We start from the raw sequence: 18,400 nt of genomic DNA on the forward strand, positions 1-18,400 counted from the left end.
AATTATTTGGCTTAACGCTTAATCGAGTCATCATAATTGGCTTCCAAACGCATCGCACGCTGATAGCTATCTATACTCGCCAGTTGTAGCGCATATTGCTTGATATGCATATAGTCTTGTAACGCCCCACGATGCGCGAGCATGATTAAGTCAAACGCTAGCATAAAGTCAGCACCGCTTAATTTGTTGCCGATGATAAATGCTTTGTCTTTGACTTCATCATTTAAATAGCTCAGTACTTTATGCTTTTCTTCGCTGATATAACCCGCCAAGAATTCATTATCGCCAACGCCTGCTTTAGTGGTAAACAGTTCAAGCAGTAGCGGTAACATAAGCGAGCTTTCAGCAAAGTGAATCCACTGCAAGTAATGACCATACTCTGCACTATCGGTAGCAGGACGCAGGCGCTCGGGGGCAAAACGCTCAATCAACATCTCGATAATCGCCCCTGATTCGGCATAAAGCTCGCCATCCATCTCAATAACCGGAGACTTACCGAGGGGATGGATTGCTTTTAAACTGTCTGGTGCTAGATGCGTTTTGGTATCACGCTGATGGCTAATCAGCTCATAAGGTTGCCCCAATTCTTCTAATAGCCATAGCGTACGCAGTGAGCGCGATTGATTAAGATGATGTAAGCGAATCATGATATTAGCCTTTTTACGATGTTTTTATATTATGCTTGCAGCTTAGCAAGTAAACGTTTAGCGGCTTCTTCTGATGACGCTGGGTTTTGACCGGTAATCAATAGGCCGTCTTCAACGACATACGATTCCCAATCCGCGCCTTTTTCATAGTGACCGCCATTAGCTTTTAATACGTCTTCCAATAAGAAAGGTACGACGTCAGTCAGGCCAACACCTTCTTCTTCAGTATTGGTAAAGCCAGTGACTTTTTTACCTTTGACCAAATACTCGCCATCGATTTTGACGTTTTTAAGCGCGCCAGGAGAGTGGCAAACAAAGGCAACAGGCTTGTCTTGCTTAACAAAGGTTTCAATTAACTCGATAGATTTTTTATCAACTGCCAAATCCCACAATGGACCATGACCACCTGGATAAAAGACGGAGTCAAAATCTTCAGCTTTTACTTCAGCAAGCTTTTTGGTATTGGCAAGACGCTCTTGAGCTTCACTGTCTTCTTTAAAACGTTTGGTATCTTTGGTTTGTGCATCTGGCGTATCACTACTAGGATCAAGTGGTGGTTGGCCGCCAGCAGGAGAGGCTAGAGTAACATTGACACCAGCATCCAAAAAGGCATAGTAAGGGGCGGCAAATTCTTCTAGCCAAAAGCCGGTTTTTTTGCCTGTATCACCCAATTTATCGTGTGAGGTTAGTACCATTAAAATATTCATAATTGTCCTTATTTATTATTTGTATTGTTTGCTAGGTTTTAATACTAATTTAATACCAAGTTCAGATATGTCGTAGCCAGCTTTGCTAAAGCTATGCAAAGACCATGATAAAGCTATCTTTGCTAAAAACTGGCTGCTAACAGTATTAATGTTTTAAGCATTATTTTCAGTAGCTGTCTTAACGTATTATGTTGTTAAGTGGTTATCTGAAAGTTATTTAAAACTGGCTACTTTATACCTTTATATAAGTCGCTTGATATGAACTACTGAACGTCAGCAACTTTAACCACGGTTTTACCGAAGTTTTTACCCTCTAGCATGTCAAAGAAAGCTTGTGGTGCTTGTGCTAAGCCATCCACGATATGCTCTTTGGTTTTGACTTTACCTAACTCAACCCATTCGCCCATGGTTTTTAAGAACTCTGGGAAATGGTCGCCGTATTCTTCAAAGATGATAAAACCTTTGATGGTCAGACGCTGACTGAGAATATGACCCATCAACATACCTAGGCGGTCTTTGCCATCAGGAAGCTCGGTGGCGTTATATTGAGACACCAAGCCGCATACCGGAATACGTGCATGGGCATTTAATAGCGGTAATACGCCATCGAATACCTTGCCACCGACGTTTTCATAATAGATATCGATACCATCTGGGCAAGCGTTTTTAAGCTGCTCGGCAAAGTCGTCTGCTTTGTGGTCAATACAAACATCAAAGCCCAACTCTTCGACCGCATAGGCGCATTTTTCCGCACCGCCTGCGACACCAACGGTACGTAAGCCTAAATGATTACCGACTTGTCCAACCGTTGCGCCTACAGGACCAGTTGCTGCTGCGACGACTAAGGTTTCACCTTTTTTTGGTTTACCGATATCGGTTAAACCCATATAACCGGTGAAGCCTGGCATACCGAGGACACCAAGACCATAAGAAGGATTGGACATATTTTTATCAAGTTTTAGCACGCCTTCGCCATCACTGACGCTATAATCCTGCCAGCCTGAATTTGATACGACCAAATCCCCAACAGCAAATTTATCGATATTAGACTCGACAACTTGTGCAACCGTGCCGCCTAGCATGACATCGCCGACTTCTAATGGGTCAGCATAGCTTTTAGAAGCACTCATACGCCCGCGCATATACGGGTCAAGTGACATATATACGGTACGCAGTAGCATTTGCTTGTCGTTAGGAGTAGGGATGTTGCTAGTAGTTAGCTCGAAATTATCACTGGTTGGCGCGCCATTGGGACGGCTGGCAAGTTTGATTTGACGGTTTTGTTTTTGGTTTTGTTGGGTATTAAAATTATTATCAAAGCTCATGTTAAAGCTCCTTATTGTAGTTATTGGTTGTAGTTATTCATTTTCGTTTTAAAGTTTTAAAGTCAGTAGCCACGCCAAAGTGAATGGCTACCGATTGTTGTGACAATAAAAAGTTATAAGTTTTTTGACGATTAAGCTTTGCTGGTAACGGCGCGTTCTAAAATGCGGCGTGATACAGCTAAGTCATTTTTGCCATGTTCACCCAGTTTCACCATGTTATGTGCTTCAAGTTGCTTGATAATAGGGTCAATGGCTGACTCGGTTAATTCTGCATCTTCTAAGCTAACTGGCAATCCAAGCTCGCGGAAGAAGTTCTCAGTATGAACAATAGCAGTTTCGATGATGGTGTCATCGTCTAGTTGTGTACCGGTATCGTTATTATTGATACCCCAAACGTTACGCGCATACTGAAGCAGTTTGTCTTTTTTGCTGTCTTTAAGCTCGCGCAATACTGATGGCAGTACAATCGTTAGCGTACGGGCATGGTCAATTGCATGCAGTGAGGTCAGTTCATGACCAATCATATGCGTCGTCCAATCTTGCGGTACACCGGTACCAATCAGACCATTCAACGCCATGGTTGCTGTCCACATGATGTTTTTACGCGTTTCTAAATTCTCTGGATCTGCTTTGACTGCTGCGCCTTCTTCAATCAGAATTTTAAGCAAGCTCTCAGAAAAGGCGTCTTGAACTTTCGCATTAACTGGATAGGTGAGGTACTGCTCCATCACATGGACAAAAGCATCCGCAACACCGTTCATCACTTGACGTTCAGGTAAGGTTAAGGTTTTAGCAGGGTCTAAAATTGAAAATTTAGGGAAGGCAAGTGGATTACCAAACGGTAGTTTTGCTTGGCGTTCGCTATAATTAATCACGCCGCCTGAGTTCATCTCAGAACCGGTCGCTGGAATGGTCAGAACCGCGCCCAAATCAATCGCTGAATCGATATTTTTGCAATAACTGGTCAGCGCATCCCATGCTTTTTCACGAGAAACCGTACCATCGGTGCTGCCATCTTCAGTTAATGAAGAGATAAGCGCGACAAATTTACTGCCATCGATGACTGAACCGCCACCCACTGCTAGTAAGAAATCAATATTATGCTCGTTCACCATATCAGCGGCTTTTAGCAAGGTGGTGAATTCTGGATTGGCTTCAATACCACCAAACTCAAATACTTCACGTTTGCCATTTGCTGCTAGCGCATTCTTTACTTCATCTAACGTACCAGTACGCTGCGCTGAACCGCCACCATAAGTGATTAGCACGCGTGCCTCTGTTGGCACGAGCTCTGATAGTTGTTTGATTTGACCTTCGCCAAAGACGATACGGACGGGATTGTAATATTGAAAGTTATTCATAATATTCCTAGTTTCTAATGATAAAGAGATAAGTTGTGATGTAAGTGCTAATGAATGACGTCTTTTATATCGGATATGCGTCATAGCGATTATTGCCATCTGTGCGCATTGTACATGAATTAGACCGGTCGTCTAGTTATTTTTTTATTAATTTTACAAAACTATCGTATAACCGAAAGTTATCGGTATTTTATTGATAATTGCTTATTGGCGATTGAAAGCCCTCAATCAGCGTTATACGTTAGTGCTAACGGTTGGGTATTAACGAGAAGGTATTAATGGCTAGGTTGCTATGGTTAAGGGGATAGCTGGTAAGCTAAGGCGGTAGCTAGTAGCTCAGCATTAACAACCTAGATAGATAGTCGCGATATCAAGTTTATTGACATCGGTTTTAGGGTGCTGATTTTATTAGCATTAATTTTATTTACACAGCGTTTAGCGACCAAGTTGCGAGGTGGTCATCAGCCAAACTTCTGCTAATGGCGTATCGGTTTGACTGATCTTAGCGACTAAGCTGGCACCCAACCAAGCAAAATACCAACGCTTGGCCATACTTTCGGCGGCGATATTGTCAGGGTGAGGTATAGAACCATCTGCCCAGCCTGCTTTTATTTGCACAGCAATCCAGTTGATGGTTTGTTGATAACCGGCATACAGAGCCTTACGCATGGTTTCTGAGATATCAGCCACTTCCGCACTGAGCTTTACTACCAAGCATTTCTCATGGTCACAGCCCTTTTGCTGGGTGTCATACCAGTTTTGAAAATAGTTATAAATCTTTTGTTGGGCACTGATTTTTTCAGCAGTAATCGCCTCGAGGCGATTTTTATAGTTGTCAAAATAGTGCTCGATGATGGCTTCACCAAAGGCTTCTTTTGATGCAAAGTAATGATAAAAGGAGCCTTTTGGCACACCAGCGGTATCAAGTATTTGTTTGATACCGACTGCGGTAAAACCTTTTTGCGCAATGAGTTGATAGCCGATGGCTAACAGATGCGCTCTGGTATCTGATGGAGCAGTGGTTATAATAGCGGACATGAAGAGGATGTTCTCCTTAGATCTTTATTTGGTGATGTCTTTAAATTAAGTGAGATAAAGCAGGGCTTCAAAGGTAATTTTTTAATCGAAAGAAAAATAATAATTTTGAGTGTTACGTTTTTTCAACAATACTTAGTGATAAATGATTCTTGTTTTTATGCTGACTATGTTAGCATTAGACCAGTCGTCTAGCAAGTTACGTTTGTTATCGATGGTTAATGGCAAATGGTTATTTTACACGATCGTTCCATAAAACCATCATTTCCCAACATAACCATTGCACATAACTGTTTTGCAGTGTCCCTATTCCAAATGTAGCAGCTCGATGCTTTAATTAATTAAGTGTTTTAATGAACCAAACGTTTTAAATAACAAACATAAAATAAATAAGGATTATTATGTCAACCGATACTAAGAATACTCAGCAGAGCGTATATAGCGATTTTCATTTGCAATATATCGCAGGCTCATGGCAACAGGGTAAAGACGATAGCGTCAATACTGATGTCAATCCATATAATGGTGACACGCTGGTTGAGATTAAACAGGCGACGAAAGAGCAGCTTGATGAAGCCTATCAGGCAGCAAATGCGGCACAAAAACAATGGGCACAAAAGACGCCAGCTGAGCGTGCCAGTTTAATGTATAACGTCGTCAATGTCTTAGATCAGCGTCAAGACGAAATTGTCGATTGGCTCATCAAAGAGTCGGGTAGTACGCGTATCAAAGCAATGGTAGAGTTCGGTAGTGCGCGTGCAATTACCCTTGAAGCGGCCAGCTTCCCTAACCGTGTCCATGGTGAAATTCGCGCATCAAACACCCCCGGTAAAGAAAACTTCGTCTACCGTGAGCCAATCGGTGTCGTAGCCGTTATTAGCCCATGGAACTTTCCGCTACATCTTACCCAGCGTTCTATCGCGCCTGCATTAGCCCTTGGTAACGCGGTCGTGCTTAAGCCTGCAAGTGACACACCTATTACCGGTGGTTTATTGTTAGCAAAAATATTCGAAGAAGCAGGTTTGCCAAAAGGACTGCTTAACGTCGTTGTTGGGGCTGGTAGTGAGATAGGGGACGCCATCGTCACTCATGATATCCCAAGCTTTGTCTCATTTACTGGTTCAACCTCAGTCGGCAAACATATTGGCGAGCTGGCCAATGGTTGCGACTACATCAAGCAAGTTGCGCTTGAGCTCGGCGGTAATAGCCCATTTGTGGTATTAAAAGACGCCGATATTGAGCAAGCGGTAAAAGCCGCAGCCTTTGGCAAATTCCTCCATCAAGGTCAAATCTGTCTCGCTATCAACCGTATTATCGTTGAAGATGAGATTTATGATGATTTTGTTGAGCGCTTCTTAGCTCATGTTAAAACCTTAAACGTCGGTGATCCGAACAAGCAAGATACGGCAGTCGGTCCAATTATTAATGAAAAACAAGTCAAGTCACTGCAAGAAAAAATCGCTAAAGCACAGCAAGAAGGTGCCAAAATGATTTTGAGTGGTGAGATTAAAGGTCAGGTAGTACCGCCGCATATCTTTACTGAAGTGACGCGCGAGATGGACTTGTCGCGTAATGAGGTGTTCGGGCCATTGGTCGGGATTATTCGTGCCAAAGATGAAGATGATGCGTTATCGATAGCCAATGACTCCATGTATGGTCTATCTAGTGCGGTATTTACAGCAGATATGCAAAAAGGTTTGCGCTTTGCTCGCGGTATCAGAGCGGGCATGACCCATATTAATGATATCTCAGTCAACGATGAGAGCAACATGCCATTTGGCGGTGAGAAAAACTCAGGTATTGGTCGCTTTAATGGTGAGTGGATACTGGAAGAATTTACCAGAACGCATTGGATATCAATGCAAAACGAACCGCGTCAATATCCGTTTTAATCAGTGCATTCTAATCAACGCATTATGGATAAACGTACTTAGATGTAGTTAGATAAATGTTTCGATATAAAAAAAGACCGCCTGAATGGTGGTCTTTTTTTCTTATTTACACGCAATGATTCTAAAGTTTTATAGTTCTAATGTTATTTAGAATGAAAGCCTAGTAATGCTTCAATCTCTTCGATAGTCATATGTCGAACCAATGCTTGCTCTTCTACTGTCAGACGGTTGGTATGCTCTTTTATCATCGTATGGATGCTACGAGAGATCTCAGATGTCGTTGCATAATACATTTGCGGCTGTTCTTTGGTCAGTAGGGTCAAAAACCTATTAACGATTTTACGTTTTTCAATCGGTGCATGCGCTTCAGTCATGACAATCTCCTAAAAGTGAACCATTTACGCAGTCAAATTGACTGTGCTCATTACCTATGATGGTAATGGTGAGGGCAAATATCAAGCTATGTGTGACTTTAGAGTTTTATGCCGCTGTAAATTATAGAAGGTAAGTTATCGAATATCAGTTATCGAATATCAGTTATCGAACATCTGTTATCGAGTATAAGTTATTAAATACATATTGGGCTAAAATAACACTATCCATTCTAGCGCTTTATATCAATTATAGCTGTATATGATAACTGCTTTAATGAGTCACTACTTGAATGAATCACTACTTGAATAAACCATAGCAGTCATATAGTTTAGGTGGCATTATAATTAACATTCATATAAAATGAATCTTTAAGACATACCTTCTAACTTTTATTATAAGAAGTCTGCTATGCAATCAATTAATCTACCTAGCAAGCCACCAAGCTCGCCGCATCCCATACTCAATTTGAGCTTTCGGATATTTTTTAGCGCAGGGGCACTATTTGCCATTATAACCATGGCGTTGTGGGCATTTGTGTTTACCGGCCATACAGATATCGATGCGCAAACGTTGAATCCGCTGTATTGGCATGGTCATGAAATGATTTACGGCTATGCGCTGGCCATCGTGGCGGGATTTTTATTGACAGCGGTAAAGACTTGGACGGGCGTTATGATGCCGCATGGCTATAAGCTGCTCGGTATTTTTGTCTGTTGGTTGCTGGCGCGCTTGGGTTGGGTGGGATTTGGCTTAGGCATCACGATTGCTGGTAGCAGCGCGGCGTTACTATATGCGGCGGCGGTATTTGATTTATTGTTCATCGGCTCGATGGCTTTTGTGATTTTCCGTGCAGTATTACAAGTTAAGCAATATAAGCAAATGGGGATTTTAGCCAAGCTTGCATTATTAACAGTGGGCAATGCTTTGTGCTATTGGGGCATTATCAGCGCCAATATGAATCTGACCAAAGTTGGTGTTTATTTAGGTTTTTATTTGATTATCGGCTTGGTATTGACCATCGGTCGCCGCGTAGTGCCGTTCTTTATTGAGCGTGGTCTAAGTGTGGCAAATGCTCAAGGTGAAACCGAAGCAGTAACGGTACGTAATAATAAAGCGCAGGATATCGCAAGCTTATTGTTCTTTTTTGCCTTTTTTATCACTGATATGTTTTATCCCAATAAATACTTGCTGACCATCAGTGCACTTGGGGTGGCGGTGGTCAACATCGTACGCTTAGTTGGCTGGTATCATCGCGGCATTTGGCAAAAACCGTTACTATGGTCGTTATATATCGCCTTTTTAGGGATGTGTGTGAGCTTTGTATTGTACGCACTGCAGCCATGGTTAGGCTATAATCACAGCATTGCGGTACATGGATTATCGCTTTCCGGTATTGGCATGATGACGGTGGCGATGATGGCGCGGGTGTCACTCGGTCATACGGGGCGCAGTATCCATCAGCCACCCAAAATCGTCAATGCAATGTTCGTGCTTATGGTAGTGGCGTTTGTCAGTCGGGTATTTTTGCCATTAATCGATATGAGTCATTACTTATTATGGATTATGCTGGCACAAAGCGCTTGGATAGCTTGTTTTGCCTTGTTTTGTATCAGTTATTTGCCGATACTGGCACGCCCGCGACCAGATGGTTTATTTGGCTAATAAGGTGTTGAAACGGTTAAAATGCAATTGATTTAAAATTTAAGTCATTTAAACGCTAAACAGCTTTAAAAGTTAAACAGTTTAAAAGCTAAAGCGACTTAAAACATAGCATTATTTCACATTATAAAGTTAATAGTTATAACAACCATTGGAGTGCAAAAAATGCGACTGACCAACTATAGTGATTATGCGCTGCGCTCATTAATATATTTGGCGACCAAGCCTGAGCCGCACCTATTGGCAAATATTAGTGATATTGCCAACAGTTATCACATTTCTAGAAGTCATTTGACCAAAATTATTCATCAGCTCGGGCAACTTGGCTATATAGATAGCGTGCGCGGTAAAAACGGTGGGATTCGCTTGGCGTGTGCGCCAAAAGACATCAATTTGGGGGTGTTAATCAAACAGATTGAGCCTGATTTTAATTTGGTTGAATGTTTTTCGACCGATTTATTGATTAATCCTAAGCCTGACAATGCTAATTCTGACAGCTCTTTTAATGGTACTGATGATAATGCGGTTGCCAAAGATTTGTCTTTGACGCTGATTGATGAGGAAGCAAGTGCGGGGGTCAAGTCAGGCTGTATTATTAGTCCTGTCTGTCAGCTAAAACAGGTATTCTTTGAAGCGTTGACCGCTTTTATCAACGTCCTTGAGCGTTATACATTGGCAGATATTATCAGTAATGAGGCAGAGCTTGCGGAGTTATTGTTTTATAGAAATGGCCTAAATAGCTTTGTAAAATAGAAGCTTTATATAGTCAGTTCAAAATAAAAGCGCTACGTTATAGCTATGTGCGACTGGTATAAATTTTAAAGTGATTCTACGATATATAAAATCGCCACAAAAAAAGGCTGCCCCGCTAGTAATAGTATGGGCAGCCTTTTTTATTATCAATTTTTAAAGCATCTAAGCATCTAAGCGTTTAAGCATTTTCAAGCTTAGGACGGGCTTTATCAATGGCTTTTAATAAGGCTTTTTCAAACTCACCCTCTTTAAACTTCACTAAATAAGAATGCGCGGCACAGAAGTTACGTACCTCGCGCCATTCGTGCGCCAGATTGGTCGCCCAGTCGCAATACTGCTTGCCAGCATTAGGCTCATCTTTTAGTGCTTTTTTGGTCGTTGGGTGCAATAACAGTTCCGGTAGCACCGCTTCTAGTAATTTGGTTGGTGGACTCATAAAAGTATCATCGACGTGCAAGCTTTTACTGGCAGGATGGAATACCAACAGCGAGCCTGCATGAATCATCTCATTGGGCGAGATATAATGAATACCTTCTGACATAGAAAACTTCAGCTCAGGGTAGCGCTTGGCGACCGCATCGCTTTCGACCAAATCGTCTGCCCATTGAATTTCGGGGATTTTTTTATGATGACGGCTACTGCCATAAAAAGTTGCTTGCGGGAAATCCTTTGCCATTTGTGCGCAGTGGACAGTATGAAAGGGGTGGACATTGAGGACCGCTTCGACATCTTGCCCATTGTTGGTTAAGGCCATTACCTCAGTGCGTACGTCGCCGGTGAGCTCGTAGCTGTCTAAAAATATAAAGCGACCTGAGGCTAATTTTACAAGCGAGCACTGAGTGCCTATATTTAGCACCCCGCCTAAGCGAAACGTGCCACGAATATTCCAAAATCCTGCACCCAAATCATGTATTTTATCGGTCATTGATGCTTTTCCTTAATCGTTATTTTGTTAGTTTTCTAATTATTAGTAATAGCAATGAATTATGCATACGTTCTGATTATGGTTTTTTACGTGCGTAAAGTCTGTAAGGAAATAGATATCAGCCATATAGATGTGTAAATATTAAAAATTGGTTAGAGGACTGCCTTGACTGTAATGTAATTCAAAATAGCGTTCTGCTGAGATAACTTCTTCTTCCTTCTGTCTTTGCTGTCCTTGTTTGCTGTGTGCTTTACACTCCAGAGGCTGCGCAAAACTTATCCCAGCTGCCCTGTATTGTTTTTAGCTTAAATTGACTATACACAGTTTTTATAATCGTAAGCCGATATACGGGGGCTGTTGCCATAATTTTCATTGTTGCATAAAAATTTATCGAAGCGAGTATCACCATTTATGTAGCGATGCATCCAAGCAATACCTGGTTTACTGAGTAATATCTCGTTAAAGCGATAGCTTGGACAAAAGTGGCTGCCGTTTTTTATCTCAATTTTCATTTTTGCGCCAGCAGCATTATTATAAAACGGACTGCTGTACTTTTTATTAGAGGCAATGCGGTCATTTTGACAGGTAATAAATAAAGCAGGCGTGTCCATGTTGCCGTAGTCTTTATCATGATAGGGCGTTTGCGGAATAATGGCCCGAATGTCACTGCGCTTGGTCGCTAACTGCAGCGCGCCACCACCCCCCATTGACCAGCCGATAGCGCCCAAACGTGTGCTATCTATTTGCGCACCCACCGTACTATCGCTAAGAATATGATCGAGTGCGGCGCTCAACTGCGTCGCACGGCTATCGGGGTCATCATAAATAGAGTTGGTATCGATAGTAATCACCACAAATCCCCAAGATGCCAGACGCGGCCCCCACCATTTGATAGAGGCTTCATAAGACACATAACCGGGAATCACCGCGATACCGCCTAACAAACCGCAGTCACCAGCATTGGTTGGATAATGAATGGTTCCGCCGCCGAAGCCATTGGCTAGTTGCCGAGGAACAGATTTACTTGCCACCGTAAAAGGACCATTATCGCGCGTAGCTGACAGCTCAGCCGCTGTAATGACACTGTCAGGAATACAGTTTGAGGTAGGCGATGCTGATGTTGTCGTGGTTAAAGGTATTTTAGTTGCGGGCACTTTGGTTGCTAAGGTGGCGGTTGACAGCTCATTAATTGAAAGCTTTTCAATTGCTGGCTGTCTAATTGGGGTTATTTCTTCTGATGTGACCGCTGCCACATGCATAGAAACAATCAGTGCGCCTGTCGCGGCAATCAATCTTGGATAAATAGCGTTGTTTAACATGATAAAGGGTCTATTATTTGAGGTCTTTTTGTATGTAAGGTTTATTCTGTGCGTTACTTTATTCTATGCATTACTTTGTCAGGCTAGGGCTAAAGTGGCGATATCAATCATAAATAGCAGGGCAAAATAATAGTAGACAGTAATCTATTAGCTGTCAAAAATATTAATCACCTCTACAGTGTTAAAATCAGCCTAGCGTTTTAGGGTTGGAAAATTTGTCATTAAAAGCACTTGAATAAAAATCCTTTATTATAAATAACATTCATAAATAGCATCGCGAATAACACACCGAAACCTGAGTCTGGTATTTGCTGTGATAAACTCACAAATCATGCATCGTTTTATAGTCAGTCATAAGTTTTATTATTATAACGATTTCATGCTATCGCTTTATTTCTCTCACCTATGCCGTCTAGCTTCCAGCTAAAAAAGGCGTCCAATATAGTCAGTCATACTTTGAATAATAATATAAATAACAGTATAAATAGCGACATCAATGTCAATGTTGATGGCAGTGGCAAAGATAGCAGCGCTATCCGCCGCCATATTCAAACGCCCAATCAGCTACCTAAGCCGCCGCTGCCATTTGATGCGCCTTCATGGGTATTGAAGCTGACGATTGGCTTGATTGGGATGTTTGCTTTTTTGCAGGTCTATTCTATTCAGGCTATTTTGCCAGTATTGATGGTGGATATGTCCGCAACTGAGGTGCAGGCGGGCATGATTGTCGGCGCTACCATATTGGCGATTGCTATCATGTCGCCATTTTTGGGCATGCTTTCTGATGCCGTTGGTCGTAAGTCATTTATCGTTGGGGCGCTCTTGTTTTTAGCGATACCTACTGCGTTAATTGCCCAAAGTCCCAATATCGGCTGGATGGGCATGTGGCGGTTTATGCAGGGATTGTCTGTACCCGGTATTACGGTGGTGACGATTGCTTATATCGGTGAAGAGTTTGAGGGGCGCGCGGTCACTGAGCTGATGTCGTTTTATGTCTCAGGCTCGGTACTTGGCGGCTTTATGGGGCGTTTTTTACTGGGGCACTTGCATGAGCTCATTGGTTGGCGCGCCGGCTACTATGTAATGGCAGGTATGACGCTTGTCGGAGCGCTGTGGGTCGGTAAAATGCTGCCATCGTCACGGCACTTTGTTGCCAATCCCAATTTTCGCTCAGCCATGCAGACCCTTGGTGAGCATTTAGTAAATCGCTATGTCGTCACGTCCTGCTTGCTTGGTGCTTGTGTCCTGTTTTCTTTGGTTGGCTGTTTTACCTTTATTAATTTGCATTTGGCCGATACACCTTATGAATTAAGCACAGGTGCGCTTGCCAATATTTTTGCCGTGTATTTAATAGGGGTTATCATCACCCCATTATCGACGACGTTGCTACGCCGATTTGGCTCAGCGCGTACGGTTCGAGTAGCGATGGTTATCTCGATGCTTGGCGTGCTGTTAACATTGCTAACACCGCTTTGGGGAGTCGTGATAGGGCTTGCTGTTATGTCCACTGGCGTCTTTATTACGCAAGCTGCTACCATCAGTTATATCGCGGTCAATGTTAAAAAAGGACGTTCATTGGCGTCGGGCTTATATTATATGGGTTATTACGCAGGTGGCACGATGGGCGCATGGCTCTGCGGCATCGCTTATGCGCGTGGCCAATGGTCGCTGACGGTTTGGTTATTATTGTTTGTACAAGTGCTGGCGTTATTGGTTGCTAGCATTGGGATGGTCAAAACAAATCCTCGCGCGAATTAAGAGGATTTTTTGATAGCGTTTTTTGAGCGCCTATTATTAAGAAAATGATTCTTTTAATAAACTGGCTGTTAGTGCAGCACATTTTAATATAGCAATTTTTAGCACTATATCTTTTCACTTAATATGGCCTTGTCATAACATAATAACTCGTGTGTTTAAATGCCAATCAACGTACTGGCCATCGTATGCTACTTACGCAAGCACGCTTTACATAGCCTAGGTTTTTTCTTACTATCAATAGAGCTTATCAAGAATGACGATAAGTATTGCCATCCATTATAGCCACGCGTATATCGATAAAAATGCTCTGTTTTTATATGTTTTCTAAAATTTATTAATAGTGCTTTAAAATAATTAAAACCACCCACAAGGAAGTTAAATTTATGTCAAATATTTATCATAGTGCGCCGTCAGCCTACGATTATCCGCTAATCGTCAAGCAACTGTTAAATCGTGCCAAAACGGTATCGCTAGAGCAAGAAATCGTTTATGCCGATAAAAAACGCTTCACTTATAAAGAATTGTTTCAGCGTATCAATCGCTTAGCCAATGTTTTAGCAGATTTAAAGCTTGATGCGGGTGATGTGATTGCAGTCATGGATTGGGACAGTCATCGCTACTTAGAGTCATACTTTGCCATACCGATGTCAGAATATATTTTGCAAACCGTCAATATCCGCCTGTCACCTGAAAAAATCCTTTATACCATCAACCATGCTAAACCAAAAGTATTGCTGCTCAATTCTGAATTTGCGCCCTTGGTGAAAGATTATCAGTTTGAAAACTCCAGCATTGAGCATATTATTTGGCTTGATGACAATGGCGTGACGCATGAAGGCGTCTTTGGCGGCAATCAAAATCGCGTCACCGGTGAATATGAAGCGCTCTTAGATGCCGCTAGTAGCGAGTTTGAATTCCCAGATTTTGATGAAAACACCATTGCCACCACCTTCTATACTTCAGGCACGACCGGCGATCCAAAAGGGGTGTTCTTTAGCCATCGTCAATTGGTATTACATACGCTGACGGAAGCGGCGACACTAGGTATGCTGCCCAACAAGCAGGGCGTCAGTTACGGCGATGTGTATATGCCGATGACGCCGATGTTCCACGTTCATGCGTGGGGTTTCCCGTTTACCGCCACTATGGTTGGTCTAAAACAAGTCTATCCAGGTCGCTATGCGCCCGATGTATTGATGGATTTAATCATCAATGAAAAGGTCAGTATCACCCATTGCGTACCAACGATTTTGCAGATGGTACTCAAAGAAGCGCAAGATCGCGATGCCAGTTTTAATGGGTTAAAAATGATTATCGGTGGCTCTAAGCTGACCGAAGGCTTAGCAAAAGCAGCATTGGCGCAAGATATCGAAGTTTATACTGGCTATGGTATGTCTGAGACCGCACCTCTTATTAGCTTGACAGAATTTAGCCTCAATGAGCCTGAAATGTCTGCAGAAGAAGATATCGCCCGCCGTTGTATGACCGGTAAGCCGGTACTGATGGTAGACGCTCAAGTATGGAATACTGACAATGAATCTGTCGGTATGGGTAAAGACAATACGGGCGAGTTGGTGCTGCGCGCGCCTTGGTTAACGCAAAGCTATCTGAAAAACGACGATGCGGGTAAAGAGCTGTGGGAAAATGGCTATATGCATACGCAAGATATCGCCTATATCCAGCCGGATGGTTATATTAAAATTACCGATCGTCTAAAAGACGTGATTAAATCAGGCGGTGAGTGGATATCGTCATTAGAGATTGAGACGATTTTATCTTTACATCCAGCGGTGGCTGACGTGTCAGTGATTGGTGTGCGTGATAAGCAGTGGGGCGAGCGTCCGCTAGCCTTGATTGTGCTCAAACCTGCTTGCCAAGATACCAGCGCCGATGACATCAAAGCGATTGCCGAGCAAGCTGTTGAGCGCGGTATTATTCCTAAGTATGGCGTGCCAAGTCAGTTTAAATTCGTCGATGAGCTACCAAAAACCTCGGTAGGGAAACATGACAAAAAAGTCATGCGCGAGATGTATGCCAATCAAACAGAGATGTAATCGCTTAGAGTGGTTAACTTTTAATGCGATTATGGCTAGCAAAATATCAAGTAGCTGACACGCTTAATAGTTGACCTTTATCATTAGCTCTGCTACATTTTAAACCGATACATAACGTATCGGTTTTTTAGTTCTGGCAGGGATAGCCAGTTTTATATTATGATATTATTGAATAAGAGCGTATCTTATAAAGCATCATATTATGAAGTTATATCTTATAACATCGCTTCTTATAACATCGCTTCTTATAACATCGCTTCTTATAACATTGCTTTTTATAAAAACTTACAGCATTACCCATCGTTTACGCTAAGGACAGCCATTATGAACGAGCAAGCTAACTCTCAAACCAGCAATCAAGCTGTGAATCACAATAATAATCAAAGCTTCAATCAATCCTCTAGCCAAAATTCTCAAGCGTCATTTGATAGCAAGCAAACCTTTGCAGATATTTATCAGTCCTCCATTGATAATCGCGAGCAGTTTTGGGCTGAGCAAGCCAAGCGCATTTATTGGCATAAAGAGCCTGAGCAAATCCTTGATGACAGCAATCTGCCGTTTGCTCAGTGGTTCGTCGGCGGTGAGACCAACCTTTGTTATAACTGTGTCGATCGCCATCTTGCAGAGCGCGCAGAGCAGGATGCTTTTATTTGGCTATCCTCTGAGATTAACCAAGAATTAATCGAAACCTTTCCTACCGTCGTCGATGCTTTTAAAGATTTGGGCAATAACGTTGAGCTTTATACCGACTATACCAAGCGTCGCCTGACTTATAATGACCTTTATAAAGAAGTCAATTACTTTGCCGATGTACTGCAGCGTCATGGTATCGGCAAGGGCGATCGTGTCATCATTTATATGCCGATGATTTTAGAAGCGGCTTATGCCATGCTAGCCTGCGCGCGTATCGGTGCCGTACATTCGGTGGTATTTGGTGGCTTTGCTGCCCATAACTTGGCCATTCGTATGGATGACGCCGAAGCAAAAATGGTCATCACTGTCGATGCGGGTCTACGTGGCGGTAAGGTTGTTAATTATAAGAGCCTCGTCAATCAAGGCATTGAGCAAGCAACTCTCAAGCCTGAGCATGTACTAGTCGTCAATCGTGGTGTATTGCCGTTTGAGAAAAAAGCTATCGATGTCGATTATGCAACCCAGCGCCGTATCAGTTGTGAAGCCAATGCGATTGTTGAGCCAGTCTGGTTAGAGTCCAATACGCCATCTTATTTGCTTTATACCTCAGGTACTACTGGTACACCAAAAGGTGTGCAGCGTGATACCGGCGGCCATGCAGTGGCGCTAACGACGTCTATAGATTATATCTACGATGGCAAGGCGGGCGAGACCTTTTGGGCGATATCTGATATCGGCTGGGCGGTTGGGCATTCTTATAGCATTTATGCGCCATTGCTCGCTGGCATGACCAGTGTGATGTATGAGGGCTTGCCACATCGTCCAAACCCAGGTATTTGGTGGCGGATTGTCGAAGCAAATAAAGTGAATATTCTATTTACCGCACCGACGGGTGTGCGTATGCTGAAAAAACAAGATGAGACATGGATGACGCGCTATGATGTCTCTAGCCTTAAGTCATTCTTTTTAGCAGGTGAGCCACTTGATGAGTCAACAGCCAATTGGCTGACCAAGCATTTAGGGGTGCCAATTTTAGATCATTATTGGCAGACAGAATCTGGTTGGCCAATTTTGAGCAATACGCCCAAATTTAATCATAAACCGCACAAACAAGGCTCGCCCGGTTATCCGATGTATGGCTATGATGCCCACGTCATCAATGAAGAAACCGGCGAGCTTTGTAAAGCTGGTGAAAAGGGCTTACTCGCCATTCGCGCTCCACTGCCGCCTGGTTGTCTCACGACTGTATGGCGTAATGACGAGCGCTTTATCAGCAGCTATTTTGGTCTGTTTGATGGCAAGCACTACTCTACATCAGACTATGCAGTGACCGACGACGACGGTTATTTTTATATTTTAGGACGCACCGATGATGTGATTAATGTCGCCGGTCATCGTATTGGTACGCAAGAGATTGAGGAAGCCATCAGTACCCATCCAGAGATGGCTGAATGTGCGGTCGTGGGTATCAAAGATCAATTAAAAGGCGAGTTGCCGATTGCTTTTTGTGTGCTAAAAGACCATGAGCAAGTGGCGACGACAGAAAACCGTTTCCGTATTGAGCAGCAAGTGATTGGTGCGGTAGTAAAATCCTTGGGCGGTATCGCTCGTCCAGCCGCGATTTATTTCCCGCAAGCATTACCCAAAACGCGCTCTGGCAAAATCTTACGCCGCGCTATTCGTGCTTTAGCAGAAGGTAATGAGACGGGAGATATGTCAACGCTTGATAACCCAACAGCGATTGATGCGATTAAGCAGTCGATGAAAGACTATTAATCTAATAGCGTATTAATTGAAAAAAGCCATGTATCTTAATATCGAAAAGCTCATGTACAATCATGGGCTTTTTGCTTTTTAGACTTATAAGATTTATAGATGGCTACAATCGTAAATAAAAGTTTAATAAACCACTTGACCCTAAAATTGATTTATTGCTATAGTCAATAATGATACGAAA

14 protein-coding genes are annotated in these 18,400 nt (G+C 42.7%); 6 read left to right on the top strand and 8 right to left on the bottom strand.

What is annotated here, in order from left to right; all coding sequences use genetic code 11:
* Window positions 1–11: 11 nt before the first annotated feature.
* From JMX50_RS07315 to JMX50_RS07335, 5 genes are all read right to left on the bottom strand, one after another.
* Complete coding sequence (locus JMX50_RS07315; protein WP_201629037.1) at window positions 12–647, bottom strand: glutathione S-transferase family protein; 636 nt, start codon at window positions 645–647, stop codon at window positions 12–14.
* A gap of 29 nt (window positions 648–676) precedes the next feature.
* Window positions 677–1,354, bottom strand: a complete 678-nt coding sequence (locus JMX50_RS07320) for a type 1 glutamine amidotransferase domain-containing protein (protein WP_201629038.1) — start codon at window positions 1,352–1,354, stop codon at window positions 677–679.
* Between the two features lie 263 nt (window positions 1,355–1,617).
* Entirely contained in the window at window positions 1,618–2,679 is a 1,062-nt protein-coding gene (locus JMX50_RS07325) for an NADP-dependent oxidoreductase (RefSeq protein ID WP_201629039.1), read from the bottom strand.
* A 131-nt stretch (window positions 2,680–2,810) separates the two neighbouring features.
* The gene (locus JMX50_RS07330) at window positions 2,811–4,040 is read right to left on the bottom strand and encodes an iron-containing alcohol dehydrogenase (RefSeq protein WP_201565825.1); all 1,230 of its coding nucleotides are present in this window, start codon (window positions 4,038–4,040) and stop codon (window positions 2,811–2,813) included.
* A gap of 435 nt (window positions 4,041–4,475) precedes the next feature.
* Entirely contained in the window at window positions 4,476–5,078 is a 603-nt protein-coding gene (locus JMX50_RS07335) for a TetR/AcrR family transcriptional regulator (RefSeq protein ID WP_201610635.1), read from the bottom strand.
* Window positions 5,079–5,476: 398 nt separating this feature from the next.
* Between JMX50_RS07335 and JMX50_RS07340 the strand changes: the two genes are divergently transcribed.
* Window positions 5,477–6,967, top strand: coding sequence for an aldehyde dehydrogenase family protein (locus JMX50_RS07340; protein WP_201629040.1), 1,491 nt, complete (start codon window positions 5,477–5,479; stop codon window positions 6,965–6,967).
* A gap of 143 nt (window positions 6,968–7,110) precedes the next feature.
* Here the strand turns inward: JMX50_RS07340 and JMX50_RS07345 are convergent, their stop codons facing one another.
* Window positions 7,111–7,341: a hypothetical protein gene (locus JMX50_RS07345; protein WP_201565831.1), complete on the bottom strand. Its 231-nt coding sequence runs from the start codon at window positions 7,339–7,341 to the stop codon at window positions 7,111–7,113.
* Between the two features lie 409 nt (window positions 7,342–7,750).
* On the opposite strand from JMX50_RS07345, the gene JMX50_RS07350 reads away from it, so the two are divergent.
* Window positions 7,751–9,004: an NnrS family protein gene (locus JMX50_RS07350; RefSeq protein ID WP_201629041.1), complete on the top strand. Its 1,254-nt coding sequence runs from the start codon at window positions 7,751–7,753 to the stop codon at window positions 9,002–9,004.
* A 162-nt stretch (window positions 9,005–9,166) separates the two neighbouring features.
* Window positions 9,167–9,754, top strand: a complete 588-nt coding sequence (locus tag JMX50_RS07355; protein WP_201629042.1) for an Rrf2 family transcriptional regulator — start codon at window positions 9,167–9,169, stop codon at window positions 9,752–9,754.
* A gap of 178 nt (window positions 9,755–9,932) precedes the next feature.
* Here JMX50_RS07355 and JMX50_RS07360 read toward each other — a convergent pair whose 3' ends face one another.
* Both JMX50_RS07360 and JMX50_RS07365 read right to left on the bottom strand, forming a co-directional pair.
* The gene (locus JMX50_RS07360) at window positions 9,933–10,679 is read right to left on the bottom strand and encodes a hypothetical protein (RefSeq protein ID WP_201629043.1); all 747 of its coding nucleotides are present in this window, start codon (window positions 10,677–10,679) and stop codon (window positions 9,933–9,935) included.
* Window positions 10,680–10,993: 314 nt separating this feature from the next.
* Entirely contained in the window at window positions 10,994–11,998 is a 1,005-nt protein-coding gene (locus JMX50_RS07365) for a dienelactone hydrolase family protein (protein WP_201629044.1), read from the bottom strand.
* A gap of 612 nt (window positions 11,999–12,610) precedes the next feature.
* On the opposite strand from JMX50_RS07365, the gene JMX50_RS07370 reads away from it, so the two are divergent.
* The 3 genes from JMX50_RS07370 to JMX50_RS07380 all read left to right on the top strand — a co-directional run bounded on the left by JMX50_RS07370 (window position 12,611) and on the right by JMX50_RS07380 (window position 18,219).
* Window positions 12,611–13,756, top strand: coding sequence for an MFS transporter (locus JMX50_RS07370; RefSeq protein WP_201610850.1), 1,146 nt, complete (start codon window positions 12,611–12,613; stop codon window positions 13,754–13,756).
* Between the two features lie 383 nt (window positions 13,757–14,139).
* Window positions 14,140–15,810: a fatty acid--CoA ligase gene (locus tag JMX50_RS07375; protein ID WP_201629045.1), complete on the top strand. Its 1,671-nt coding sequence runs from the start codon at window positions 14,140–14,142 to the stop codon at window positions 15,808–15,810.
* Between the two features lie 324 nt (window positions 15,811–16,134).
* The gene (locus JMX50_RS07380) at window positions 16,135–18,219 is read left to right on the top strand and encodes a propionate--CoA ligase (protein WP_227670962.1); all 2,085 of its coding nucleotides are present in this window, start codon (window positions 16,135–16,137) and stop codon (window positions 18,217–18,219) included.
* Window positions 18,220–18,400: the final 181 nt, after the last annotated feature.

Origin of the sequence: Psychrobacter maritimus, from assembly GCF_904846345.1 — a bacterium.
Classification (GTDB): domain Bacteria; phylum Pseudomonadota; class Gammaproteobacteria; order Pseudomonadales; family Moraxellaceae; genus Psychrobacter; species Psychrobacter maritimus.